The organism is Variovorax sp. 05L425, from assembly GCF_056397705.1.
Genome location: NZ_JBFTNY010000007.1, coordinates 24048 through 48059, shown reverse-complemented (window position 1 = coordinate 48059; position 24012 = coordinate 24048). Strand labels below are relative to the sequence as shown.

Below are 24012 nucleotides of genomic sequence, written 5' to 3'. Positions count from 1 at the left end.
TCTTGGTCATTCCTGGCGTGTAGTGCATGAATGATGGGCGCCGAATGAGTTGAATGGAACTGATCCATTTGCAAGTGCACAATGCACGCCATTCAACTCACGGAGATGGACGATGAGCATCGGCCGCATCGATCTCAACCTGCTGAAAGTGTTCGACGCCGTCTACGAAGACCGCAACCTCGTGCGTGCGGGCCGGCGGTTGAACCTGAGCCAGTCAGCCGTCAGCCATGCGCTCACGCGGCTGCGCGAACTGGTCGGCGACGAGCTTTTCCTGCGCACCGGCAAGGGGATGGCACCCACGGGCCGTGCGATGGCAATGGCGCCCGTCCTGCGCGACGCGCTGCGCCGTGTCGAGGTCACGCTCGGCGTGGAACCGTTCTCGCCGGAGGCGTCATCGCGGCGATTCGTGATCGCGGCAAACGACCATGTCACCGCGGTCATCGTCGCGCCGTTGTCGCGCGAACTGCAAAAGGCGGCGCCCAGGGTGGACCTGGTGATTCGGCCCTCCACGCGCCTGGACCTGGCCGAGCAGATCGACCTTGGCCGCATCGACCTCGCGATCGGCATCTTCTCCCAGGTGCCGGCAAGGTTGAACACGCGCACGCTCATGACGCAGGGCGAGGTCATCCTGATGCGCAAGGGTCATCCCGCCTCCCGCCGCAAGCTGCTGGTGAAAGACCTGGCGCGCTATCCACTGGTGACCATCTCGGTCGGCGGCCAGGAAGAGGGGGCGGTCGACGGCTTCATCCTCGAGCGGGGGCTTGCGCGCCAGTCCGAGATGTTCGACCGCCACGCGCTCGAAGAAGCGTTGCGCGAAACCGGGCAGCCGCCGCGGTTGCGCGTGACAGTGCCGCATTCGCTGGCTATTCCAGCACTGCTGCGGGACAGCGACATGCTTTCGATCGTGCCGGCCTCGCTGGCGCAGGCGCTCACGCACGGCGGCAGCGAACTGTTGTCGCGCCAACCGCCGTATCGCGCGGGCCAGTCGACCCTGCGCGCCGTCTGGCATCGACGCAACGAACACGACGCCGGACACGCATGGCTTCGCGACCGGGTGGCCGCAGTTGCCGATGCGGCGCAGTAGCGGTGGGTCTCTCTCCGAGGCTGACCGCTGCACTGGTGGAAGTCACGGCTCGCCCCCGATGACCCCCATCTCCAGCGGCACCTTGATGTAGAACAGCTTGAGCTTCTCGCCAGACAGGTGCGCGAGAAAGCTCTCGGCCTCCTGCTCTGTCAGCGCGAATCCGACTTCCACCGACACATCGCCGGCCAGCTCGAAGAAGTGCTCTTCGTGCAGCCTGCCGTGGCGGCCGAAGCCGGCTATCGCGCGAAAGGCCGAACCGCCATGGATGCCGACCTTCTTGGCCTCTTCGAGCAACCATTCATAGGCGAGGATGCCGTGGTGACGGTGGTTCTCCTGGACGTAGAACTTGAGGTAGATGCCTTGCATGGGGGGCCTCCTTCGGCTCGAATGACTCGGATGACGCGACTACGCCCTGACGAAGAGGGCATTGGCAATCAGGATGCCGATCCCCGTCAGGATCAGCGATCCGACAAGGTGCACGCTCGCCGCGCCCAGGGCCCACCAGTGTTCGTGTCGGCCGATCAAGGTCACGACTTCGACCGAGAACGTCGAGAACGTCGTCAGGCCGCCCATGAAGCCGGTGATGACCAGCAGCCGCCATTCAGGGGCGAGGCCGCTGTTGTGCGTGAAGAAGGCGCTGGTCACGCCGACCAGCAAGCCTCCGATGAGGTTGGCGGCCAATGTGCCCAGGGGAATCGTCGGGAACACCGGGTTCAGCCAGCCACCCAGCCACCAGCGCAGCAAGGCGCCGCAACCGGCACCGCCGAAGACTGCAAGAAAGGAAAAGCCGCTCATGTCGCTCCTTGGTCAATCGGGCCAGGGCGACCAGTGCAGCCATCGAGCGCGCATTGCGCGTCAAGAATGCCTACGCCGGCCCGCGCTGGACCCGGGTAGGCATCATCAGCCCGAGTGGGCGGTTCAGGGAGGAATGCCATCTCCGCAGCGCGGCAGTATATCGGTCGAGGCGCATGGCGGCAACGCAGTGGAGCGGCCAATCCAATATGGCCGCTGCGGCCGGAACAGCGGCAGGCCAGCGCACGCTATGGCGACTTCGTCACCGCTGGCGGATTCCATTTGCCTGTGAGCGCGTCTGCCTTCGGCGAATAGAGGCGCATGGTCAGATTGAACGTCCCTTTGGGCGCAGGCAGCCAGTTGGCTTCCTTGTCATTGCCGGGACTCTCGTTCTGGAAATACAAGTCGAGCGAACCGTCCGCGTTGGTCTTGAAGGGCATCCAGCTGCTGACCGCGAATCGGTCGAGCACGTTCGCCACCTGGAACCCATCGTCGTCGTACAGCGTGATGGACCAGAAGGCGTTCACGGGCGGTGTTGCCCCCTTGTCGAAGTGAATCGTGTACTTGTTTGCGCCGGTGAGCGGCTTGCCGGTCTCGTCGGCGATATTCAATGGATAGATGGCGTCTTCAGGCAGGTTGGCCCCAAGGCCCAACAGCGTCACGATGGCGCGCTTCAGATAGTAGTTGCCATAGACACCCATGGTGTCGGTGTTCATTGACCATCCGTTTGCGACGCGGGCAATCGTCGGAATCTTCCACTTCATGATTTGCTGGGCGTCCTCAGGCGCGCTCGCGAGTGCCTTCTGCACGGCGGGGTCGAGCTTGTCGAAGTCGAAGCTTTTGCCCGGCTCGATGCCGATGCGCCTCATCCGCGCGACGATCGGCTGGTCGGTGACGTGGGGCGGATGCAGCTTGAGGAGTTCGGCCGCATAGGTGAAGAAGCGGCTGGCCGGCATGGTGTCGGCCTGGGTTTTCGGTGGCGTCTTCATGTCGACGGCCGGGTCGATCTTCACGGTCACGGGTGTCGATGGCTTGCCCCATCCGGAGAGCGGCGTGACCGCGTAACCCGCCTGAATCCTGTTCACCGCAGCGTAGTCCGCGGGTCCGTCCGTCCTCGTGCGGCCGATGATCCAGACATAGGAAGTTGGTGCCGGAATATGCGCGAACCCCTCGGGGACCGTTCCGACCCAACCCGGCGGGGTGACGAGGAAATTGCCCGCGCTGGTTCCAGTCGTTCGCCAGCCGGGCGACGCGAAGACATCGGTCCACATGTCCAGCATCGGAAGAAGGTAGAACCGCCCGGCCGTGTCTGGTACGGAGACAACCTGCGCCTCCTTGGTGAGATCCAGCCATGCAATGGAATAAAGCGTATCGAAGTTGACGCGCACGACCACTTTCAGATCCGCGGGCGGATAGGCCGGGATGTTCACGAACATGTTCATCGGGCCTTTGCCGATTGCCTTGCCGGCCTCGATGTTCGTGGACTGCAACCGTGTGATGTCCATGCTCACGAGCGGATAGAGGTAGAGGTATGCATCCACCGCAATCTGGTGGACGTCAAGTTCAGAAATGGCTTCAGAAGTCATGGCCTTCCTCTTCGATTGTTGCAAGCGAGCTTGTGGAGCGCGGCAGCCAACATAGCACTCTATGGCGGCGTTGACCATTCGACGTTCGTCCGATGAGAAGGTAAAAAATGAGCCACTCACAGGACGGAGACGACCCCCAGCGCCACCGACGCCGCCCCCATCGCCCCCGTGGCAAGCCACCCCAGCACCTTCCACTTCCGCGGCAGCACCATCTCGCGCATGACCGTGCGGCTCGAAGCCGCCATCATCACGGCCACCATCACCGGCACCGAGATGACCGCATTGATCACAGCGGCCCAATAAAGCGCCGAGATCGGGTTGATGCCCGAGAGGCTGATCGCGACGCCGATCGCCATGGCGGCGGCGAGGATGCCGTAGAAGCTGCGGCCCTGCGCCAGCGTCAGGTCCAGCCCCTTGCGCACGTGGCAGTAGCTCGCGACCGCCTCCGCCGCGGAGCCCGCGAGCACGGGCAGCGCCAGCATGCCGGTACCGATGATGCCGAGCGCAAACAGCATGAAGGCGGCATCCCCTGCAATCGGGCGCAGCGCGGCGGCGGCCTGCGCGGTGGAGTCGATCTGCGTCTGGCCGTTGGCATGCAGCGTCGCGGCCGCTGCGGTGATCACGAAGAACGCGATCAGGTTCGAGAAGCCCATGCCCACCGCCGTGTCGATACGCAGGCGGCGCAACTGGCGCCGCGCCTGGTCGGGTGCGATGCGCAGCGGCTGGTCTTCGGGGACGCGCTTGATGTCCTGCACTTCCTGGGAGGCCTGCCAGAAGAAGAGGTAGGGGCTGATGGTGGTCCCGAGGATGGCGACGACCGTCGTCACGTACTCCCGGCTCCAATGCAAAGAGGGCGCGAACACGCCCCGCATCGCCGCGCCCCAGTCCACATCAACCGCGAAGACGACGCCCACGTAGGCGAAGAGCGACAGCGTCAGCCACTTGAGCACGCGAACGTAGCGCTCGTAGGTCATGAAGACCTGCAGCAACAACGACAGGGCGCCGAACCCCGCCGCGTACCAGGCCGCATGGCCGTGCAGGACGAGCGCGGCGGAGTCGCCCATGGCGCTCAGGTCCGCGCCGAGGTTGATGACATTGGCGATCACCAGCAGCGCCACCAGCGCGGCCACCATCCATCGGGGACAGAAGCGCGCAAAGGTCTCGGTGAGGTTCCTTCCGGTGACGCGTCCGATGCGGGCACTGGCAAGCTGGATGCCCATCATCAGCGGATAGGTGATCAGCAGCGTCCACCCCACCCCGTAGCCGAACTGTGCACCGGCCTGCGAGTAAGTGGCGATGCCGCTGGGGTCGTCGTCCGCAGCGCCCGTGATCAGCCCCGGCCCGAGCTTGGACCACCAGCGTTCGCTGGATGGCGGGGTGCCGCCGGTCGCAAGGTTCGAAGGGGTGCTCATGAGGGCTCCGCAAGTCGCAGCGTCCGGACATTGAAGCGAAGTCGCATCACGAGGGATAGGTGCCGGCCCCGGCGCGTTGTGGGACGTCGTCGACGTCTGCTCGTAGACTCGGGACCATTCGGGGCGGCCGATCCGGGCCCTGTCCACACTCCGCAAGACCATCCCATGAAAGTCACAGCCAACACCGTCGTCACCCTGCGCTACAAGGTGTCCGATACCGCCACCCAGAAGCTCGTCGACGAGGGCCACGACCCCATGGTCTATCTGCATGGCGGCTACGACAACACCTTCCCCAAGATCGAAGCCGCACTGGAAGGCAGGGAGTCCGGCTTTCAGGCGACGCTGAACCTGCAGCCCGAGGACGCCTTCGGCGCGCGTGACGAATCACTGGTGCGGACGATCCCCAAGAGCGAGTTCCCGCCCGGCGTGAAGGTGGGCGGCCAACTGGAAGGCCGCAACGACAAGGGCGAGCCGCAAGTCTTCAATGTCATGAAGATCAAGGGGCCGCAGGTGATCCTCGATGGCAACCACCCGCTGGCCGGCAAGGCGCTCAAGTTCAGTTTCACCGTGACCGATGTTCGCGCCGCGACCGAGGAAGAGATCGCGCATCGCCATGTGCATGGCGCGCACGGGCATCATCACTGACTCGCCCCCAGGTTGGCTCACTTCGCGTAGCCGCCCACCCCCTACCGGGGGCAACCACAGCGGCCCGGCAAAGCCGGTTCCGCGGGGTTCCTGGCCTTTGCCATGGGCGCTTCTGTCGATCAGCCGGAAAACGCGCCGTCGTCATACGCGGCCGCGTAAGTCGACCAGTCCCGCTGGACCTGCCCGGCGCACTCGATCGATGCATCGAGAATGCGTGCCTTCCACTTGCTGCGCTGGCCGAAATCGATCAGCTCGTCGGCGATGGCTGAACCTTCGCGCCCGGCGCTTCGCAACTGCGCCCACGCGACCAGCTTTCCCATCACGGCGATCACGCCTTCGAGATCGCTTGCGCCTTGCGCGGACTTGCCGCCCAACGTCACTCGGTCCTCGGTCGGTTGGAGGGCGCGCAAGACATAAGGCGTCCCAGCCACGACCACCGGCTGCAGGAAGGCCATGGAGACCGCCTGGACGCGGCGCTGCAATGCGACGACGCGATGTGCCTCCGACTTCCACTTCGGTTGCGCCACCTTCAGATGCGGCACCAGGGATGACGGAAGCGCTTGCTTCAGATCCAGCACATAGTTACCGTCGGGCGAGCCTTTGCCCTCGACCAGAATCGCGTAGCGTTCGACGCCGAGGCTGCCTGTGCCGGCGATCCGCCGCGCCACGTCCAGCACTTCATAGAACTTCGGGTTCGCCTGAAGCGCAGCGTATTGACTGACGACTCCCATGACCGTCGCGCGTTGCTCGACGGTCGCAGGGAAAGCCTTCTTGCCGTCCGTGCGCAGCACGCGACGACGGCCCTTGATGTCCGTGCGGCCCGCGAGAAACTGCGAACGTTGTCTTTCGCGCAGGCCATCGAGCAGCACGCGCACCAGCCCTTGCGCAGTGTCGCGCTCCACCCAGTAGGCCTTGCCGGCGCAAAGAGCCGACGCATAGCTTTCGATGAAGATCTCGCAGAGCTTGCGCGCCTCACGCGATCCCACCGAGATGCTCTCGGCGCCGACCCAGAGGCTTGTGAGAAACCGGACCAGGTCCCAGCTCGCCGGTGCCAAGGCCGCCTCGTCGAAATCGTTCATGTCGAAATAGACAAGCCGGTTGTCGCCCTTGAAGCTGCCGAAGTTCTCCAGGTGGAGGTCGCCGCAGACCCACGTCAGCGGCGCCGAGCGCGGCACGCTGAAGCGGGAGAGCCGGTCGTAGAACAAATGGCACGTGCCGCGCAGGAACACGAACGGGCTCGCGCGCATGTTGCGGTACTTGAGCACCAGGCGATCCGGGTCGCGGCCCTCGTTGAAGGATCGGATCTCGCGTACGACGTCCATCTCGGGCCTCCTGTGCCTGCTGTGTGGATACCTCCATCACGGTCGCGGACACGATACGCGAAACACAACGGGCCGGTGTCTTCTCCGTCAGGGAGCAATCAGCCTTGCCGGTGCACAGTTCAGCCCATGCCACGTTTGTCCCGTAGAAGCAGTCGTTTGAAGATCATCAAGCGTGCGAGGCCACTGTCCGCAGCGCTCATCCTGCAGCATGCCGCCTCCGCGGCAGTCGCCTTGGCGCTCCTTGCCGTGGCGCATTCCATCAAGATGCTGATCCTTCGCTGACGGGTTTCGCGTTGCGTCTCGACGCATCCGGATTCCCTCCCTTTGTCGAAGGTTGCGTAAGCGCGGCCAACGGCCAACGGCCAACGGCCCTCGCCATGAACACCTTTGACGTCCTGATCCTCGCGCTGGTGCAGGGTTTTTGCGAACTGCTTCCCGTGTCGAGCTCGGCGCACGTGATCATGGCGGAAAAGCTGCTCGGACTGAATCCGAGCGCGCCCGAGATGACCATGCTGCTCGTGATGCTGCACACGGGCACGATGTTCGCCGTCATTGCCTACTTCTGGCGCTCCTGGGTCACGACCTATTTCACCTCCGCCGACGCGTTCCGGCGCAACGGATTGCACGTCGTCCTGGCAACTGCGGCGACGGGCATCGTCGGGCTCTTTCTGCTGCAGGTGATCAAGGCGTTGGTCGCGAAGAACCTCCCCGACTTCGAGATCGAGGATCTGTTCGGCAATTCGAGGATCATTGCCGTTGCGCTGATGACTGCCGGTTTGCTGATCCTGTATTCGTCACGCCGCGCGAACGTCAGCGGCGGCGACGTGACGGCTCGCAGTGCGATGTGGATCGGCGCCGTTCAAGGACTGTGCCTTCCTTTTCGGGGTCTTTCGCGCTCGGGCGCGACCATCTCCGCGGGTCTCTCGCTCGGCGTGGGACGCAAGCTTGCGGAGGAGTTCAGCTTTGCGCTTGCCGTGGTGCTGACGCCGGTCGTGATTGCCAGGGAGGCCTACCGGCTTCTCAAGACGCCGGCCGCCGCGAGCGCCATTCACGCGGGCGGCACGTGGTCGCTCGTCATGCCGAGCCTGGTGGGGATGGTCTTCAGTTTCGTGGCCGGACTGCTCGCATTGCGATGGCTCTCGAAGTGGCTCGAAACAGATCGATGGCATCTGTTCGGCTTCTATTGCATGGCTGCTTCGTTGGTGGTCTTTCTGGTGGGATGAGCGAGTCAGTCAATATTCATATTGCCGGAATAGATTGGTTGGATGACCTGTTTCAGCCAGGTGGGAGGAGCGGTCGCGACGTGTCGCGACGCTGTCGAACGCGACAAGACCGAACTCGATTCGCGCTTGCCTCGGCACAGGCGTGCGATCACCGCACGTCTCGCCCTCTCCATCGATTTGAAAGCTTTCCCATGAGCGCGCGCCTGCCCGACGCTGACGCCCTTCGCGTCGACTCATCCGTTGCACGACGTACAGCCGTGGTGTTGCTGCATGGCTTGTGCAGCACGCCGGACGAGTTGTCGTCGGTCGCGAATGGCCTTCGCGGTGCCGGCTATTCCGTTCACGCATTGCCTGTCGATGGCTATTCGTTCGACGCTGCCGCGCCAGAGCGGCATGCCACGCCGTGGCGTCAATGGGTCGACACGGTCGAACAACGCGTCGACGCGCTGCGCAACGAACACGACCGGATCATGCTCGTCGGCATTTCCGCCGGCGCAGCGCTGGCCCTCGCCACCGCCATGCGCTGCGGCGCGCGAATCGACGCGCTGGTCCTGATGTCGACCACGCTGCGCTTCGACGGCTGGGCGATTCCGCGCCGACACAAGCTGCTTCCGCTGGCGCTGTACACGCCGCTCGGCCGTTTCTGGCGCTACCGCGAACGCGCGCCTTACGGCGTCAAGAACGAGCGCGTGCGCAGCTGGATCGAGCGCGAGCTGCGCCACCGCAAGGTGTCGCGTGCAGGTGCTGCGGTCATCGGCATCTCGCACCTGCGCGAGCACGATCGCCTGATTCGCCATGTGCGCAGCGGGCTGGATCAGATCGACTGTCCCCAGGTACTCGCCATCCATGCGGCGCAAGACGAAGTAGCCAGCGTCGCCAATCTTGATCTGCTGAAACGGGGCCTTGTTCGCCCCGAGCTGCAGACCGTCGTGGTGGGCAACAGCTACCACATGATCACCATCGACAACGATCGTCAGCAGGTGCTGCGCGAGACGCTTGAATTTGCCGCCGCGGTCACGCACCGCATTCCCTGAAGACACCAAGGCGAGAGCCGCTTCGTCCGGAGATCGCTCCATGAGTTCCCCTACCTTCGAAACCATTTCCGCCATCCTCGAAAAGGACTTCCAGGTCGCTCGCGCCGACATCCGGCCTGACCGGCCCCTGCTCGAACTCGGTCTCGATTCGCTGGCCCTGATGGAGTTCGTGTTCGCCGTCGAAGATGTCTTCCATCTGCGCATTCCCGAAGACAAGCTGGACCCGCGCGAGGCCGGGATCACGCTGCAACGGATGTGCGAGGTGATCGAGCAGGCGCCACGCGGGGCGATGCCGGCGTGAACCCGCGCATCTGCGTCACCGGCATGGGGTTGGTCTCGCCGCTGGGCAACACGCTGGCGGCTTTCGACGAGGCCTTGTTCGCCGGCCGCTCCGCCGTCGTCGCGAGCACGCTCGAAATGGAAGGGCTCGAGCCGATGGCGTTGTCTCTCGCAGCCTGCAAGTTCGACGACACCGAACGCAGCGTTTCGCGCCTTCCGCTCGACCGCGGCACCGCGATGTCGCTGGCCGCCGCGCGCGATGCCTATGCGCAAGCCGGCCTGGTCGAGACACCGCCGGAAAGCGAGCGGCTCGGCATCTACTGGGGCAGCGGCATGGCGGGCATCGCCACCTATGACGACAGTGCGCAGACGCTTTACGTCGGGCATCGCCGGATACGCCCCACCGCGGTGCTGAGTGCCATGCCCAATGCCGCGGCAGCGGAACTCGGCCTGCGTTTTCGCGCGCGCGGCGCTGCGCTCACCTATGCGTGCGCCTGTGCCTCGTCGGCGGTAGCGATCGGCGAGGCGATGCGCGCCATTCGCGCCGGCTGGATCGACGTCGCCATCGTCGGCGGCCATGAGGCCATGCTCACGCCGGGCACGCTGGCGGGCTGGTACGCCATGCGCGTGATGGCGCTCCCGCCGGCTGACGACCCGGCCAGCGCCTGCCGCCCCTTCTCGGCCGACCGCGCCGGGTTCGCGATGGGCGAAGGAGCCGCCGCGCTGGTGATTGAATCGGAGGCCCACGCCAAGGCGCGTGGCGCGAAATCAGACCTCGTGCTGGCCGGCTACGCCACCAACAACGACAGCACCCACATGACCAATCCGGATCCGGCCGGCCAGGCGCGCGCCATGCGTGCGGCACTGGCAGATGCCGGGCTGTCGCCGGCCGACATTGGTCACATCAACGCGCACGGCACCGCGACCGCGGCCGGCGACGCGGCCGAAGCGGCATCGATCCAGGACGTGTTCGGCAGCAACACGCCGGTCAGCGCCACCAAGGCCATCCATGGCCACCTGCTGGGCGGCGGCGGCGCGCTGGAGCTCGTGGCCGCCCTGCGCACCCTGGCGCACCGCCGGCACCCGCCGACCGCGCACCTGCGGCAGGTTGATCCGGCCTTCGCGATCGACATCGTGCACGGCGAGGCGCGCAGCGCGCCCGGCCTGCAATGGGCCATGTCGAATTCCTTCGCCTTCGGTGGCACCAACGCCGTGCTGGTGGCTGGGTGGACCGGAGCCTGAAAGCGCCACTGTTGCGCCCGTGACGCCACTGCGTTGCGCGATTTGGCCTTCCATCGCGGCAGAATGGCCCCATATTTCTTTGATCGCCCCGGTCGCATCGACCAGGGAACTGCAAAGGAATTGAGCGCCATGACCACCGCCAACCCCATCGTCCAGATCAAAGCCCTCGGCTTTCCGTGGGAGACGATCGACCCCTTCCTCTTCTGCGCTTATCACGACGACGCCTATCCGCGCGCCAATGCGCAGATGGGACCCGACACCCCGCTCGCCGGCCGCGACCTGGGCCAGGACTTCAGCCGCAAGGACGGCTGGAGCATGTACCACGGCACCACCGTGCCCGGCTTTCCGGGACATCCGCACCGTGGCTTCGAGACGGTGACGATCGTGCGCAAGGGCCTGATCGACCATTCCGACTCGCTCGGCGCAGTGGCCCGCTTCGGCGGCGGCGACGTGCAGTGGCTCACGGCCGGCAAGGGCATCGTGCACTCGGAGATGTTCCCCCTGCTCGACACGAAGGCGCCGAACCCGCTGGAGCTGTTCCAGATCTGGTTGAACCTGCCCGCCCGCAGCAAGATGGCCGAGCCGCATTTCACGATGTTCTGGGCCGAGGACGTCCCCAGCTTTACCGCAACCGACGCCGAGGGCCTGAAAACCGAAGTCGCGAGCATCGCGGGTCGGATCGGCCCCGTGGACGGAAAGCCCGGTGAAGGCGGCCCCCTGGCGCCGCCGCCGGATTCGTGGGCGTCGCGGCCCGAAGCCGACGTCGCGATCTGGACGATCCGGATGGAGCCCGGCGCACGCTGGACACTGCCGGCCGCCACGGGCGAGGGCACGCGCCGGAGTCTCTACTTCTTCAAGGGCCGCTCGGTGTCGATTGCGGGGCAGGGCGTCGACGGCCACGCAGCCATCGAACTGCGCGCCGACGCCGCCGTGGATTTGCTGAACGGCGACGAGACGAGCGAGTTCCTGGTGCTGCAGGGCCGGCCGATCGGCGAACCCGTGGCGCAGTACGGCCCCTTCGTGATGAACACGCAGGCCGAGATCGCGCAGACGATGGCGGACTACCGCCGCACCCAGTTCGGCGGCTGGCCGTGGCCCGATCACGCGCCGGTGCACGGTCGCGACCCCAGCCGCTTCGCCCGGCATCCCGGTGGGCGGGAGGAAGGACCGCTGGATCGCGCGACGGCCTGAACGCGTTCAGCCGGCGCGCTGCAGCGCCATCTCGCGGATCAACGCCCACACGCGCTGCGCCAGCGGCGCCGGCGCGCGGTTGCGGCGGTGCACGAGCATGATCGCGCGCTTCACCTTCGGCAGCAGCGGCCGCACGGCCAGCGCCGGCAGCCCCATGGGCGGCATCGCGAGCGCCGGCATGACGCTGATGCCGATCCCCTGCTCGACCATGCGGAAGCCGGTGGTGGGGTGGCCCACCTGCTGCCGCACCTCGCAGTGCACGCCATGCAGGGTCAACGCCTCGTCGATCAGCCGCCGGCTGCCGGAAGCGTGGTCGAGCAGCACCAGCGGCTCGCTTTCGAGCATCGACCAGCGCACCGAGGTCTTCCCCGCCAGGCGGTGGCTCGGCGGCATGACCAGGCAGAAGGGGTCGTCGAGGATGGCCTCGCAATGCAGATCGTCCGCCGCGGTCGGTTCGACCACCACGCCGAAGTCCACTTCGCCGGCGCGCACGCTGTCGAGCACATCCTGCTGAATGCGGTCGAGCAGCACGAGTTCGATGTCCGGATCGCGCCGCGCGCATTCGGCGATGCAGGCGGGCATGAGGTTCGCCGACAGGGTGGGACTGCTCGCGACACGGACCTTGCCGCGCCGCGCACCGGCCATGCCGTGGACTTCGGCCAGCGTCTGGTCGAGTTCGTCGAGAACCCGATCGAGCCGCAGCGCCAGCGATTGGCCCGCCTCGGTCAGCACGACCTCGCGCGTGGTGCGGTCGAGGAGCTTGAGCCCCAGCTGCGCCTCGAGCTCGACGATCGAGCGGCTGACCGCCGGCTGCGTGAGGCCGACCTGATCCCCCGCGCGGCTGAAATTGCGGCCTTCGGCGACGGCCTGGAAAACACGAAGTTGCCGAAGCGTGACGTTCATGCATCGCAATCATATATCTATCAGATAAATCCATTTATCTTTTGAATGCAATAGGCGTCCAATCCCGCCCATGGCACGTTCACGCTACCTCCCCGACAACTTCACCCTGGCGCTGATCGCCGTCGTCACCCTGGCCAGCTTCTGGCCGGCGAGCGGGGTGACGGCGCATTTCTTCGAGCGGCTGACCACGGTCGCGATCGGACTGCTGTTCTTCCTGCACGGCGCCAAGCTATCCCGGGAGGCCATCCTCGGCGGCATCACGCACTGGCGCCTGCACGTCTTGGTGTTCGCGGCCACGTTCGTCATGTTTCCGCTGCTGGGTCTGGCGCTCAGGCCCGTGCTGACGCCGCTCGTCACGCCCGAGCTCTACACCGGCGTGCTGTTCCTCTGCGTGCTACCCGCGACGGTGCAATCGGCCATTGCCTTCACGTCGATGGCGCGCGGCAACATCCCGGCTGCCGTGTGCAGCGCATCGGCATCGACGCTGCTCGGGGTCTTCGTGACGCCGATCCTGGTCGACCTGATCGTCGTACAGCACAGCAGCTCCGGCGCGTCGCTCGACGCGATCGGCCGCATCCTGCTGCAGTTGATGGTGCCCTTCGTCGCCGGCCATTTGATGCGCCCGTGGATCGGCGCCTGGATCAAGCGGCATGCATCGGTGCTCACGCTGGTCGACCGCGGCTCCATCCTCCTGGTGGTCTACACCGCCTTCAGTGCGGCGGTCATCGAGGGCTTGTGGAAGCAGGTGCCAATGTCCGCGCTGGCGGGCCTGCTGGTTGTCTGCGCCGTGCTGCTGGCGCTCGCGCTGGCCATCACCACCTGGGCGGCCCGAAGCCTCGGCTTCGACAAGGCCGACGAGATCACGATCGTGTTCTGCGGCTCGAAGAAGAGTCTGGCCAGCGGCATCCCGATGGCAAAGGTGCTCTTCGCCTCCCACGCCGTCGGCGCCATCGTGCTGCCGCTGATGCTGTTCCACCAGATCCAGCTGATGGTCTGCGCAGTGCTGGCGCAACGCTATGCGCGCCGACAGGAAGCCGTCAAGATGGCCCCCGCCAAGGCCGCCTGATCATTGCGGGCGCGAGCCCGACGGTCACCGGGGTGCGTCGCCTTTGCGGTATTCCGCTGTGAGCTCGTCGAGGCGTTGCTTCAGACCCGCATCCAGCTTGTAGTCCGCGGCGGCGAGCGTCGCGTCCAGTTGCTCCGGCCGGCTGGCGCCGAGCAGCGGGGCGGTGATCAGCGGATTGGCCATCACCCATGCCACCGCCAGCGTCGCGAGCGGCACCCCGGCTTCATCGGCCAGCTTGTGCAACTGCGCGACCGTGGCGAAACTGCGCTCGTTCCAGTAGCGGTCCTGGTACATCGAGCCGGCGGTACCGAGCGTGAAGCGCGTGTTGTCTTCGGGCTTGGCGCCGGCCTTGTACTTGCCTGTCAGCAAGCCGCCCGCCAGCGGGTTGTACGGAATCACGCCCAAGCCTTCCTCACCTGCGAGCGGCAGCAGTTCGCGCTCGATCTCGCGGAACAGCAGGCTGTAGCGCGGCTGCACCGACACAAGCCTGGTGAGCTTGTGCAGTTCGCTGCGCCCGATCGCGCGGGCGAGTCGATAGGCGAGGAAGTTGGACACGCCGATGTAGCGCGCACGGCCCGAGCGCACGATCACATCGAGCGCTTCGAGGCTTTCGTCGAGCGGCGTCTCGCGGTCGTCGGAGTGCAACTGGTAGAGATCGACATGGTCCGTCTGCAGTCGCTTCAGCGATGCATCGATCGCATCCAGCAAGTGTTTGCGCGAGGCGCCCTGATCCCAGCTGTTCGGCCCGACCTTGCCGCACGCCTTGGTCGCGATGATGAACTGGCCGCGCCGGCTCGCACCCTTCACGCGCAACCAGCGGCCGATGATCTCTTCGGTGCGTCCGGTGGTCTCGACGGTGCCGCCGAGCGGATACACATCGGCCGTGTCGAGGAAATTGATGCCGCCTTCCGTCGCCCTGTCGAGGATGCGGTGTGACACGGCTTCGTCGGTCTGAAGGCCGAAGGTCATCGTGCCGAGCGCGAGGCGCGAGACGGTCAGGCCGGTGCGGCCGAGGCGGGTTGTGGGAATGCTCATGGGAAGACTCCGATCGCTGATTTGCCAGGAATCATAGTCAGCAGTGCAATTTCTTGCCCGCGCCGACGCGCTTCCTCGCAGACACTCAATCCGAAGCCTGCGCCGCCATTTCAAGGAATCGCAAGGACGGCTCGGAGATCAACGCGCGCGTCACGGCCTGCGTTTCCGATGGGGTCAACGACACCAGGATCTCCACCTGGCCGGCCACGCTGGTCGCCAGCGGAACGCCATCTCGAAAGACCACGCGCGAACCCGCGACGCGCGCGACCTTCGGCCCCGGCACGACCGTGCCGAGCAGATTGGCCGGATCGGTGGCGGCCAGGCAAATCAGGCTGCCGTCCAACGCCTGGCGCCGCACTTGGCGCATCAAGCCAATCGCCTCCGGCAGTGCGAACTGCTCTCCGGCCACGCCCGCGATGAAACGGCCTCCGCGGATTTCTCCGCGCGCCTCGAGCCGGCGATAGGAGCGCACGAGGTCGCGCCACGGCGGCAGCCATGCCGCCTCCCGCTCCAACACGCGCCAACACACCACGCCGTAGCGGCGCAGCAGAATGCGCGCGACCTGCTCGATGGTGTCGGGTGCCGCGCTGGGAGTCGCACCGGGAGAGGCCGACGCGCGCTGCCGCACGAGCGACCAGCGACCAGCGTCCTCGATGCCGAACAGCGAAGTGCGCCGGCGGCGGCGCGCATGCGTCGACGAGCGCTTGGATGGCGGTATCAGCAATGCGCGCAGCCCGGCAAAACTGTCGCAATGCGCGCGGCCGCGCACGACCAGTTCGCTCAGCGCGTCTTCGAGTTCCGTGCCCAACAGATGCGTGCCCTGGATGATCTCATCGAAAAACGAGGCGCCATGCTCGGCCAGAAATGCCGCCACCCGCTGGGCGCGCGAACCCAATGCCGCGTCGTCGATCGGCGCGGGCGCGAGGCCAGTCCAGAGCGATGCTGTCCGGCGAGGCAGCAACAGCACCGGTGTCGCACGCAGGGACGTGCCCCCGCCACCTGGCCGGCCGTCGACCGCAGGCGGGCGCAACCGCGTCCACAGCATGCGGCCGGCGGTGCACAGGTCGTCGAGCCATGCCGGGGCGTAGTCCCTGACCCGCGCCGGCAGCAGTTCGGCCTCCCAACTGCCGGCCGGTGCCTCGTAGCCTTCGAGCTGCGTCAGGATGCCGGCCAATGCGTCGGGGCCGCTGACGCGGCTGGTCGCGCCGACGTGCTGCCACTCGAACAGGAAGCGCGCGAAATCGCGCGGCTCGACGGGCTCGATCTCGCGCCGCAGACGCTTCAAGGTGTAGCGATGGATGCGGGCGAGAAGATGCCGCTCGCACCATTCGATCGATTCGCCGCCGGGCGTGAATCGGCCCTGAAGCACGTAGCCTTCGCTCTGCAATGCGGACAAGGCCGCATCGACGCTGGATCGCGGTAGCTGCAACTGCGCGGCCAGATCGTCCGCCGTCATCGGGCCGAGGCCGGTCAGGCGTGAGCGCAGCAACTCGCGCAAGGCTTCCTCCGAACTGCCCAACACCTGTGCATATTCCGCCGGCGGCTCGATGGCCGGCTGCAGTGCAGCATCGGCGTATAGCACGGCAACCTGCGCAAGACGCTCGGCCACGACCCACAGCCCAGCGCCGGAAGGGATTGCGCCAGCGGGCAACAGGCGCGTTGCGCGCCCCGCTTTCGCGAGCGCTTCGAGCCATGCCGGCCATTCCGCGTTGGCGGATGCCTCCTTGTCGGTCATGACGCCAAGGCCGTTCAACGCTTCATGCATTTCGTCGACGCTGCGCACGCCGGGCCATGCTTCCTCGCGAACACTCGCGATCGCATCGAGGTCGAGCCGACCCAGATCGTCCGCGCTCTCCGGGTCGACATAGCGGCGACTCTGCACGGCCTGCGTGCGACGCTCTTCCAGCGGAGCATCGTCGAGGAATGCGTAGGGCCGCGCGTTCAGCGCCTCGGCGGCGAGCGGCGAGGGCGCGGGCAGATCGCGTGCCAGCACTTCGACTTCGCCTGATTCCATCCGTCGCAGCAGCCGGAGCCAGCCTTCGGCATCCATCGCGTCGTAGAGGCAGTCCTGCAAGGTCTGGGCAACCAGCGGATGGTCGGGAATCTCGCGCGCGCCGGCGAGGTTTTCCGCGCACGCCACCTGATCCGGGAAGACGGAGGCCAACAGGTCCTCCGACTTCATGCGCTGCAACTGCGGCGCCACCTTGCGGCCGCCGACGAAGCGCGGCAGCGCGAGCGCCGTGGTCGCATTCCACCGCCAGCGCACGCCGAACAGCGGCGCATCCAGCAGCGCCTGCACGAGCACATCGAGCGCAGACGCCGAATGCAGATAGCGTGCGACTTCATCGAGCGGAAAGCTGTGGCTGGTCGACAGCGACAGCACGATCGCATCCTCGGTCGCCGCGGCCTGCAGCTCGAAATTGAACTTGCGGCAGAAGCGCTTGCGCAACGCGAGCCCCCAGGCGCGGTTGAGGCGGCTGCCGTAAGGCGAGTGAATGACGAGCTGCATGCCGCCGGATTCGTCGAAGAAGCGCTCCATCACGATGCGCTCCTGCGTCGGCAATGCGCCCAACGCACGCACAGCGCGCGCGAGGTGGTCGACGATCTGTCGCGCGGCTGCCGTGTCCATGCCTATCGTGCGGACGAGCCACTCGTGGGTTGCATCGACGCCGCGCGCCGCCAGCATGTCGGCGATCTCGCCGCGAAGACGCGACACGCCGAAGGAAAGCTCGTCGGTCCGGCCCGGCGCTTCACCCAGCCAGAACGGAATGTTCGGCGGAACGCCGTGCGCGTCCTCGACCCTCACGCGGCCGGGTTCGATCCGCAAGATGCGGTAGCTCGCATTGCCCAGCTGGAAGATGTCGCCCGCCAGGCTCTCGACCGCAAAGTCCTCGTTGACCGTGCCGATCTTGTGCGCCTGCGGTTCGAGCATCACCGTGTAGTCGCCGGTCTCCGGAATGGTTCCCCCGGAGGTCAGGGCGGTCAGGCGTGCGCCCTTGCGCTCGCGCAGGCGGTGATGAACGGCGTCGCGATGCACATAGCTCGCGCGCTGGCCTTGCCGGGTGGTGAAGCCATCGGCCAGCATGCGAACGACCGACGCATAGGCCTCGCGCGTCAACTCTGCGTAGGGCCACGCACGGCGCACCAGCGCGAAGAGTTCGTCCTCGTCCCATTCGCGGCCTGCGGTCTCTGCCACGATCTGCTGCGCCAGCACGTCGAGCGGTGCAGGCAGCACGTGCAGCGCATCGAGCTCGCCACGGCGCACGCAGTCCAGCAGCGCCGCGCATTCGACGAGTTCGTCGCACGACTGGGGAAAGAGCCGGGCCTTTGGCACGCCGCCAACGGCATGGCCCGCACGTCCCGCGCGCTGAAGAAAGGATGCGATGGATCGCGGCGAACCCAGCTGACAGACGAGATCGACGTCGCCGATATCCAGGCCCAGCTCCAGGGAGGCTGTGGCCACCAGCACCTTCAGGTCGCCACGCTTCAAGCGCTGTTCGGCATCGAGGCGTGTCTCCTTGGCGAGGCTGCCGTGGTGCGCAGCGACCACTTCCTTGCCGATGATCTCGCCGAGGTGCCGCGCGGCGCGTTCGGCCATGCGGCGCGTGTTGACGAAGACCAGCGTGGTGCGATGCGCATGGACCAGCGCGGCCACGCGTGCGTAGACCTGCTCCCATTGCTCGTTCGACATCACTGCGGCCAGCGGCGTGGGCGGCAACTCCAGCGCGAGATCCCGCTGCTTGGCATAGCCGATGTCGACGATCTCGCAATCGGCCACGCCGTTCTTCACCGCTCCGGCACCGACGAGGAAACGCGCGATCTCGTCGATCGGCTTCTGAGTCGCAGAGACGCCGATGCGCGTCAGCGGCCGCTCGCAGTTCGATTGCAGCCGTTCGAGCGACAGTGCGAGATGGCTTCCGCGCTTGCTCGCGACGACGGCGTGGATCTCGTCGACGATGACCGTGCGAACCGTCGAAAGCATGTTGCGGCCCGACGCCGAGCCCAGCAGCACGTACAACGACTCGGGCGTGCTCACCAGGATGTGCGGCGGCCTGCGCAGGCTCTCCTGGCGTTCTTTGGCGGGCGTGTCGCCGGTACGCACCGCCGTACGAATCTCGACGTCCGCGTGGCCCAGCTTCGCGAGTTCGCGCCGGATACCCGCAAGCGGCGCCTTCAGGTTGAGGCCGATGTCGTTGGACAGCGCCTTGAGCGGCGAGACATAGAGGACGACGGTTTCGTCGGCGAGCCCACCGGATTCGACCCCCTGGCGCACCAGTCCGTCAAGCGCAGCGAGGAAAGCTGTCAACGTCTTGCCGGAGCCTGTTGGCGCAGCAATCAGCGTGTGTCTCCCCGCGGCAATCACCGGCCACGCGGCGGCCTGGGCCTCCGTCGGGCCCGGGAATGTCGCGCGGAACCAGTTCGCGACGGCGGGGTGGAATTCGTGAAGCACGGGAAGAGAGATCAGGCCGACGGCGGGGATGTCAAGGCTTGCAACCTAGGCTTTCACATCCACCACCACGCGCCCGCGCACTTGGCCGGCGAGCAGGCGGGGCGCCAGTTCGGCTACCGCGCCGAGGCCGATGGTCTCGGTGTTGGCGTCGAGCAGGTCCTTGGGCAATTCATTCGCCAGGCGTCCCCATGCGACCAGACGGCGAGGCTGCGGTGCATAAACGCTGTCCACCCCCGCGAGGGTGACGCCGCGCAGGATGAAGGGCGCAACGCTCCCCGGAAGGTCCATGCCCTGCGCCAGCCCGCAGGCGGCGACGGTGCCGCCGTAGCGCAGGCTCCCACAGACATTGGCGAGCGTGTGGCTGCCGACGCTGTCCACCGCGGCGGCCCAGCGCTCCTTCTGCAGGGGCTTGCCGGGTGCGCTCAAGGTGGCGCGGTCGATGATCTCCGTGGCGCCCAGCCGCTGAAGGTGCGCAGCCTCGGCGGTTCGCCCCGTCGAGGCGTGCACTTCGAAGCCCAGCTTTGCAAGCAAGGCGATGGCGATGCTGCCGACGCCACCGTTCGCGCCGGTCACGAGCACCGGTCCGCCGGCGGGCGCGGCGCCGCGATCCTGCAGCGCCATCACGCAAAGCATCGCCGTGTAGCCGGCCGTGCCGATGGCCATGCTCTGGCGCGCGTCGAGCCCCGCCGGGATCGGCACCAGCCAGTCGGCCTTGACGCGCGCCTTGCGCGCGAGGCCACCCCAATGTGCCTCGCCCACGCCCCAGCCGTTGAGCAATACCGCGGCGCCGGGCTTGAAGCGCGCGTCACCGCTCTCGGCGACGGTGCCCGCGAAGTCGATGCCGGGCACCATCGGAAACTTTCGCACCACAGGGGACTTGCCGGTGATGGCCAGTGCATCCTTGTAGTTGACGGTGGAGAAAGCGACGTCGACAAGCACCTCTCCTTCCGGCAACTGGGCTTCGTCGATTTCAGTGACGGCAGCCGTCGTGGTGCCGTCGTCAGCCTTGTTCAGCAGCAAGCCTTCGAACATCGGGATTCCTTCAGGGCGTGCGAGTCAACTCGCCAGGCTTCCTCAACATCTTGTCGACGTCCGCGGCGTGGAGTTCTTCGGCGTAGATCATCTGGCGCGCAAATTCTTCCAGCGCGACCGAGCGGCCTTCGACGAGCCCCAGCAACTGGCGGTACAGGTCGAGCGCCGCGCTTTCGGTCGCCAGCGACTCCTGCAGGATCGCCGCCATGTCGTGCTTGTGCGAATCGAGCAAGGCGCCGATGCCGAGCGACGGATAGGCGCCCAGCGCGGTGATCCATTCGCCGACCTGCTGGGCATGCAGGAGCGATTCGTCCGCCTGCTGGCGCAGCCACGACACCACGGGAATCCGGGAGAAACCGAAAACGAGGAAGGAGTAGTGGGTGTAGCGCACAACGCCGGCCAGCTCTGCTTCCAGCAGCCGGTTCAGCACAGCGACCACCTGGTCCTTGTCGATCTGAGCCATGAGGACACCTCCGCGACCGATGCGGCGCCACAAGCGACGCCCGCTGAAGACTGGCACGTTCGCCGATCCGACGCAAGCGGGAGGCGTCCGACGGCGCCCTCGAACACACGCCCAACTGCGTTTGACGCCAGGCGCCGATGGGCGTACGGTTGCCGCCCGGACCGCACGCGGGACGCCATCGAAGGAGACAAGAGAGATGACGGATCTGTCCACTCACCCGACACAGATCGCCGGCGCCTGGCTGGCCGATTTCAACTCCGCGCTCGAACGGCAGGACATCGACGCCGCGGTGGCGCTGTTCGAGCCCGATGCCTACTGGCGCGACCTGGTCGCATTCACCTGGAACATTCGCACGCAGGAAAGCCCCGAGGCGATCCGCGCCATGCTGAAGGCGCGCCTGGCCGATACGAAGCCCACCGGATTTGCGGTCGAAGGCGACGCGACGGAAGCCGACGGAATCGTCGACGCATGGTTCACCTTCGAGACGGCCGTGGCACGCGGACGCGGCCATCTGCGGCTGCGCAACGGCAAGGCCTGGACGCTGCTCACGACGATGACCGAGCTCAAGGGCTTCGAGGAGCGCAAGGGCGATCGCCGCATCAAGGGCGCCGAGCACGGTGCGAATCCGCAGCGCAAGACCTGGCTGGAGCGGCGCGACGAAGAAGCCAGGACGCTGGGCTACGCCGAGCAGCCCTATGTCGTGATCGTCGGCGGCGGGCAGGGCGGCATCGCGCTCGGTGCGCGGCTGCGGCGGCTGGGCGTGCCGACCATCATCGTCGAGAAGAACGCGCGGCCCGGCGACTCCTGGCGCAAGCGCTACAAGAGCCTGTGCCTGCATGACCCGGTGTGGTACGACCATCTTCCGTACCTGCCGTTTCCCGAGGACTGGCCGGTGTTCTCGCCCAAGGACAAGATCGGCGACTGGCTGGAGATGTACACCAAGGTGATGGAGCTCAACTACTGGAGCTCGACCACCGCGAAGAAGGCGCGCTACGACGAGGCGAAGAAGGAATGGGAAGTCACCGTCGAGCGCGACGGCAAGGAGATCACGCTGCGGCCGAAGCAGCTGGTGTTCGCGCTCGGCGTCTCGGGCTATCCGAATGTGCCGAAGATCCCCGGCGCTGAAACTTTCAAGGGCGAACAGCACCACTCCAGCGCGCATCCGGGGCCGGAAGCCTGGCGCGGCAAGAAGTGCGTGGTGCTCGGCTCCAACAACTCGGCGCACGACATCTGCGCCGCACTGTGGGAGAACGGCGCCGACGTCACCATGATCCAGCGCAGTTCCACGCACATCGCGCCGTCGGATTCGCTGATGGAGCTGGCGCTCGGGGGCCTGTATTCCGAATCCGCCGTCAAGGCGGGGGTGACGACCGACAAGGCGGACCTCATCTTCGCGTCGATCCCCTACAAGATCATGGCGCCGATGCAGGTGCCGGTCTACGAGGAGATGAAGAAGCGCGACGCTGATCTGTATTCGCGGCTCGAGAAGGCCGGCTTCCTGCTGGACTTCGGCGTCGACGGCTCGGGCCTCTTCATGAAGTACCTGCGGCGCGGATCGGGCTACTACATCGATGTCGGCGCATCCGAACTGGTGGCCAACGGCAGCATCAAGCTGCGCAGCGGCGTGACCATCGAGCGCATCAATCCAAATTCCGTGACGCTGAGCGACGGCACCGAACTGCCGGCGGACCTCATCGTCTACGCGACAGGCTACGGATCCATGAACAGCTGGCTCGCCGACCTGATCTCCCCGGAAGTCGCCGACAAGGTCGGCAAGGTCTGGGGACTGGGCTCCGACACCCCCAAGGACCCTGGCCCGTGGGAGGGCGAGCTCCGCAACATGTGGAAGCCCACCCAAGTGCCGCAACTCTGGGTCCACGGCGGCAACCTGCACCAGTCCCGCCACTACTCCCAATTCCTGTCCTTGCAACTCAAGGCCCGCATGGAGGGATTGTCGACCCCCGTCTACGAACTGGCCCCCACGCACCACAAGCGATAACGCAATGCACGCCCCAAAAAAGAGGCGCGCCAAACGCGAGAAACACCGCGGAACCGGCTTCGCCGGGCCGCCGGTGTTGCCCCCGGCAGGGGGTGGGCGGCTACACGAAGTGAGCCAACCTGGGGGGGAGCTACATCAAGGGTCCACGTTCGCTCATCAGGCGCATTGCCTCATCAGCGACGGACTCCTGATCGATCGCGAGAAAGCGCATCCAGTAACCGGCGATGTCGATGTTGTCGCCGTTCAGCAGAACTTGCATATGGATACGCTTGCCGTTCACGAACGTGCCGTTCTTGCTGCCCAGGTCACGGATGGTCACCAACGGCCCCTCCGTCCTCAGCGCCGCATGGAAGCGGCTCACGCGCATGGATGCGAGCACGACATGATTGCGCTCGGCCCGACCGATGGCCATGACGGGCTCGGCGACGGGGACCTGCGTGGTCTCGCCCTTGGGTGTCATCAGGATCAGCAGTGCCATCGGCGCGCGCTCCCGGGCGCATTGGCACACTACCGTTCCGGGAACGGAAGTTCAACGGCGAGCTGGTTACATTCCGTCGCGTCGCTGAGCGCAGGCGTCAGGCTGCTGCTGCGCGCTCCTTCGGCCAATTCAGCGCGTGGCCCGTCCGCTCGGTGAACGCGATCAGGTCCTCGGGGGTATCGATATCGACCCGGTAGCGGCTGTTGTCGGTGTCGAACCAGCGTACGCGCTCGGGATGGGCCTCGCGCCAGCGCCTGCAGGCCGCGTTCATGTCGCCCGCAAGCCATTCGTCCCGCAACGCGGCCTCGAAGATCACCGGATTACCCGGCTCCCCGGCCACGCGCGGCACCACCATCGAGGCGTCCCCGCGCTTCTTGAATGCGCCGATCAGCGCGGTGATGTCCTGCGCATTGACCATCGGTTGGTCGGCCAGCGCCACGATCACGGCATCGAGCTTGGACGACAGCGCCCCCAGCCCGATGCGCACCGACGAGGCCTGGCCGTCGTCGGGCGACGGATTGCGCGCCAGCGTGACCGGAAAGTCGCGCACCGCGGCCTCGATCGCCTCGGCGTGGTGCCCGAGCACGACCACCACCTCGTCGACGCCGGCGCCGGAGAGCGCGATCAGTTGGCGGCGGATGAGCGGCACGCCGCCCAGTTCGAGCAGCGATTTCGGTCGCCCGCCCAAGCGGCTGCCGGACCCGGCCGCGAGCAGCACCGCGCCGATCACCATGCGGGCGTAAAGGCCGCCACCACCTTTGAGGATGCAGCCCATG

General features: G+C 66.4%; 22 protein-coding genes and 1 riboswitch. Of the genes, 10 read left to right on the top strand and 12 right to left on the bottom strand.

From position 1 onward, the window contains the following. Positions 1–112: 112 nt before the first annotated feature. Complete coding sequence (locus tag AC1DN9_RS10190) at positions 113–1084, top strand: LysR family transcriptional regulator (RefSeq protein ID WP_478099684.1); 972 nt, start codon at positions 113–115, stop codon at positions 1082–1084. Positions 1085–1126: 42 nt separating this feature from the next. Here the strand turns inward: AC1DN9_RS10190 and AC1DN9_RS10185 are convergent, their stop codons facing one another. The 4 genes from AC1DN9_RS10185 to AC1DN9_RS10170 form a co-directional block, all read right to left on the bottom strand. Then, positions 1127–1450 (bottom strand): DUF190 domain-containing protein, encoded by a 324-nt coding sequence (locus AC1DN9_RS10185; RefSeq protein ID WP_478099682.1) that lies wholly within the window; start codon positions 1448–1450, stop codon positions 1127–1129. Positions 1451–1489: 39 nt separating this feature from the next. Continuing rightward, positions 1490–1879 (bottom strand): fluoride efflux transporter CrcB, encoded by a 390-nt coding sequence (gene crcB / locus AC1DN9_RS10180; RefSeq protein WP_478099679.1) that lies wholly within the window; start codon positions 1877–1879, stop codon positions 1490–1492. An 89-nt stretch (positions 1880–1968) separates the two neighbouring features. After that, positions 1969–2032: riboswitch (Fluoride riboswitch) on the bottom strand. 92 nt (positions 2033–2124) lie between these two features. Continuing rightward, complete coding sequence (locus AC1DN9_RS10175) at positions 2125–3462, bottom strand: DUF1254 domain-containing protein (protein WP_478099677.1); 1338 nt, start codon at positions 3460–3462, stop codon at positions 2125–2127. 116 nt (positions 3463–3578) lie between these two features. Then, on the bottom strand, positions 3579–4874 hold the full coding sequence (locus AC1DN9_RS10170) for an Nramp family divalent metal transporter (protein ID WP_478099675.1): 1296 nt from the start codon (positions 4872–4874) through the stop codon (positions 3579–3581). A 165-nt stretch (positions 4875–5039) separates the two neighbouring features. Between AC1DN9_RS10170 and AC1DN9_RS10165 the strand changes: the two genes are divergently transcribed. Further along, on the top strand, positions 5040–5519 hold the full coding sequence (locus tag AC1DN9_RS10165; protein ID WP_478099673.1) for an FKBP-type peptidyl-prolyl cis-trans isomerase: 480 nt from the start codon (positions 5040–5042) through the stop codon (positions 5517–5519). A 119-nt stretch (positions 5520–5638) separates the two neighbouring features. Here AC1DN9_RS10165 and AC1DN9_RS10160 read toward each other — a convergent pair whose 3' ends face one another. Further along, complete coding sequence (locus tag AC1DN9_RS10160; protein WP_478099672.1) at positions 5639–6841, bottom strand: DUF2252 domain-containing protein; 1203 nt, start codon at positions 6839–6841, stop codon at positions 5639–5641. Between the two features lie 156 nt (positions 6842–6997). On the opposite strand from AC1DN9_RS10160, the gene AC1DN9_RS10155 reads away from it, so the two are divergent. The 6 genes from AC1DN9_RS10155 to AC1DN9_RS10130 all read left to right on the top strand — a co-directional run bounded on the left by AC1DN9_RS10155 (position 6998) and on the right by AC1DN9_RS10130 (position 11810). After that, the gene (locus tag AC1DN9_RS10155) at positions 6998–7123 is read left to right on the top strand and encodes a hypothetical protein (protein ID WP_478099670.1); all 126 of its coding nucleotides are present in this window, start codon (positions 6998–7000) and stop codon (positions 7121–7123) included. A 95-nt stretch (positions 7124–7218) separates the two neighbouring features. Continuing rightward, positions 7219–8064 (top strand): undecaprenyl-diphosphate phosphatase, encoded by an 846-nt coding sequence (locus AC1DN9_RS10150; protein ID WP_478099667.1) that lies wholly within the window; start codon positions 7219–7221, stop codon positions 8062–8064. A gap of 191 nt (positions 8065–8255) precedes the next feature. After that, positions 8256–9098 carry an alpha/beta hydrolase gene (locus AC1DN9_RS10145; RefSeq protein WP_478099665.1) on the top strand — a complete coding sequence of 281 codons (843 nt, stop codon included), beginning with the start codon at positions 8256–8258 and terminating at the stop codon, positions 9096–9098. A 40-nt stretch (positions 9099–9138) separates the two neighbouring features. Continuing rightward, positions 9139–9399 carry an acyl carrier protein gene (locus AC1DN9_RS10140; protein WP_478099662.1) on the top strand — a complete coding sequence of 87 codons (261 nt, stop codon included), beginning with the start codon at positions 9139–9141 and terminating at the stop codon, positions 9397–9399. Further along, the gene (locus AC1DN9_RS10135) at positions 9396–10619 is read left to right on the top strand and encodes a beta-ketoacyl-[acyl-carrier-protein] synthase family protein (RefSeq protein ID WP_478099660.1); all 1224 of its coding nucleotides are present in this window, start codon (positions 9396–9398) and stop codon (positions 10617–10619) included. Before AC1DN9_RS10140 ends, AC1DN9_RS10135 begins: the two co-directional genes overlap by 4 nt. Positions 10620–10748: 129 nt before the next feature. Continuing rightward, a complete protein-coding gene (locus AC1DN9_RS10130) occupies positions 10749–11810 on the top strand; it encodes a pirin family protein (RefSeq protein ID WP_478099658.1) in 1062 nt (353 codons plus the stop codon). A 6-nt stretch (positions 11811–11816) separates the two neighbouring features. On the opposite strand, the gene AC1DN9_RS10125 is transcribed toward AC1DN9_RS10130, so the two are convergent. After that, positions 11817–12713, bottom strand: coding sequence for a LysR family transcriptional regulator (locus tag AC1DN9_RS10125; RefSeq protein ID WP_478099656.1), 897 nt, complete (start codon positions 12711–12713; stop codon positions 11817–11819). Between the two features lie 70 nt (positions 12714–12783). Here AC1DN9_RS10125 and AC1DN9_RS10120 point away from each other — a divergent pair, with 70 nt between their 5' ends. Next, positions 12784–13779, top strand: a complete 996-nt coding sequence (locus AC1DN9_RS10120; RefSeq protein WP_478099654.1) for a bile acid:sodium symporter family protein — start codon at positions 12784–12786, stop codon at positions 13777–13779. 24 nt (positions 13780–13803) lie between these two features. Here the strand turns inward: AC1DN9_RS10120 and AC1DN9_RS10115 are convergent, their stop codons facing one another. The 4 genes from AC1DN9_RS10115 to AC1DN9_RS10100 all read right to left on the bottom strand — a co-directional run bounded on the left by AC1DN9_RS10115 (position 13804) and on the right by AC1DN9_RS10100 (position 20759). Continuing rightward, a complete protein-coding gene (locus AC1DN9_RS10115; protein ID WP_478099652.1) occupies positions 13804–14814 on the bottom strand; it encodes an aldo/keto reductase in 1011 nt (336 codons plus the stop codon). Positions 14815–14899: 85 nt separating this feature from the next. Beyond that, positions 14900–19264, bottom strand: a complete 4365-nt coding sequence (locus AC1DN9_RS10110) for a DEAD/DEAH box helicase (protein WP_478099650.1) — start codon at positions 19262–19264, stop codon at positions 14900–14902. Between the two features lie 45 nt (positions 19265–19309). Then, positions 19310–20296: an acrylyl-CoA reductase (NADPH) gene (gene acuI / locus AC1DN9_RS10105; RefSeq protein WP_478099648.1), complete on the bottom strand. Its 987-nt coding sequence runs from the start codon at positions 20294–20296 to the stop codon at positions 19310–19312. Between the two features lie 10 nt (positions 20297–20306). Then, a complete protein-coding gene (locus AC1DN9_RS10100) occupies positions 20307–20759 on the bottom strand; it encodes a ferritin-like domain-containing protein (protein ID WP_478099646.1) in 453 nt (150 codons plus the stop codon). A gap of 196 nt (positions 20760–20955) precedes the next feature. Here AC1DN9_RS10100 and AC1DN9_RS10095 point away from each other — a divergent pair, with 196 nt between their 5' ends. Further along, positions 20956–22758: an NAD(P)/FAD-dependent oxidoreductase gene (locus AC1DN9_RS10095; protein WP_478099644.1), complete on the top strand. Its 1803-nt coding sequence runs from the start codon at positions 20956–20958 to the stop codon at positions 22756–22758. 130 nt (positions 22759–22888) lie between these two features. Here the strand turns inward: AC1DN9_RS10095 and AC1DN9_RS10090 are convergent, their stop codons facing one another. Together AC1DN9_RS10090 and AC1DN9_RS10085 are read right to left on the bottom strand one after the other, a co-directional pair. Continuing rightward, positions 22889–23236, bottom strand: a complete 348-nt coding sequence (locus AC1DN9_RS10090) for an FHA domain-containing protein (protein ID WP_478099642.1) — start codon at positions 23234–23236, stop codon at positions 22889–22891. A 97-nt stretch (positions 23237–23333) separates the two neighbouring features. Next, positions 23334–24011 (bottom strand): nucleotidyltransferase family protein, encoded by a 678-nt coding sequence (locus tag AC1DN9_RS10085; protein ID WP_478099640.1) that lies wholly within the window; start codon positions 24009–24011, stop codon positions 23334–23336. Position 24012 lies beyond the last annotated feature (1 nt).

Coding starts and splice junctions, on each gene's coding strand:
- AC1DN9_RS10190 (WP_478099684.1), top strand. CDS start 113: ATGAGCATCGGCCGCATCGATCTCAACCTGCTGAAAGTGTTCGACGCC.
- AC1DN9_RS10185 (WP_478099682.1), bottom strand. CDS start 1,450: ATGCAAGGCATCTACCTCAAGTTCTACGTCCAGGAGAACCACCGTCAC.
- crcB (WP_478099679.1), bottom strand. CDS start 1,879: ATGAGCGGCTTTTCCTTTCTTGCAGTCTTCGGCGGTGCCGGTTGCGGC.
- AC1DN9_RS10175 (WP_478099677.1), bottom strand. CDS start 3,462: ATGACTTCTGAAGCCATTTCTGAACTTGACGTCCACCAGATTGCGGTG.
- AC1DN9_RS10170 (WP_478099675.1), bottom strand. CDS start 4,874: ATGAGCACCCCTTCGAACCTTGCGACCGGCGGCACCCCGCCATCCAGC.
- AC1DN9_RS10165 (WP_478099673.1), top strand. CDS start 5,040: ATGAAAGTCACAGCCAACACCGTCGTCACCCTGCGCTACAAGGTGTCC.
- AC1DN9_RS10160 (WP_478099672.1), bottom strand. CDS start 6,841: ATGGACGTCGTACGCGAGATCCGATCCTTCAACGAGGGCCGCGACCCG.
- AC1DN9_RS10150 (WP_478099667.1), top strand. CDS start 7,219: ATGAACACCTTTGACGTCCTGATCCTCGCGCTGGTGCAGGGTTTTTGC.
- AC1DN9_RS10145 (WP_478099665.1), top strand. CDS start 8,256: ATGAGCGCGCGCCTGCCCGACGCTGACGCCCTTCGCGTCGACTCATCC.
- AC1DN9_RS10140 (WP_478099662.1), top strand. CDS start 9,139: ATGAGTTCCCCTACCTTCGAAACCATTTCCGCCATCCTCGAAAAGGAC.
- AC1DN9_RS10130 (WP_478099658.1), top strand. CDS start 10,749: ATGACCACCGCCAACCCCATCGTCCAGATCAAAGCCCTCGGCTTTCCG.
- AC1DN9_RS10125 (WP_478099656.1), bottom strand. CDS start 12,713: ATGAACGTCACGCTTCGGCAACTTCGTGTTTTCCAGGCCGTCGCCGAA.
- AC1DN9_RS10120 (WP_478099654.1), top strand. CDS start 12,784: ATGGCACGTTCACGCTACCTCCCCGACAACTTCACCCTGGCGCTGATC.
- AC1DN9_RS10115 (WP_478099652.1), bottom strand. CDS start 14,814: ATGAGCATTCCCACAACCCGCCTCGGCCGCACCGGCCTGACCGTCTCG.
- acuI (WP_478099648.1), bottom strand. CDS start 20,296: ATGTTCGAAGGCTTGCTGCTGAACAAGGCTGACGACGGCACCACGACG.
- AC1DN9_RS10100 (WP_478099646.1), bottom strand. CDS start 20,759: ATGGCTCAGATCGACAAGGACCAGGTGGTCGCTGTGCTGAACCGGCTG.
- AC1DN9_RS10095 (WP_478099644.1), top strand. CDS start 20,956: ATGACGGATCTGTCCACTCACCCGACACAGATCGCCGGCGCCTGGCTG.
- AC1DN9_RS10090 (WP_478099642.1), bottom strand. CDS start 23,236: ATGGCACTGCTGATCCTGATGACACCCAAGGGCGAGACCACGCAGGTC.
- AC1DN9_RS10085 (WP_478099640.1), bottom strand. CDS start 24,011: ATGGGCTGCATCCTCAAAGGTGGTGGCGGCCTTTACGCCCGCATGGTG.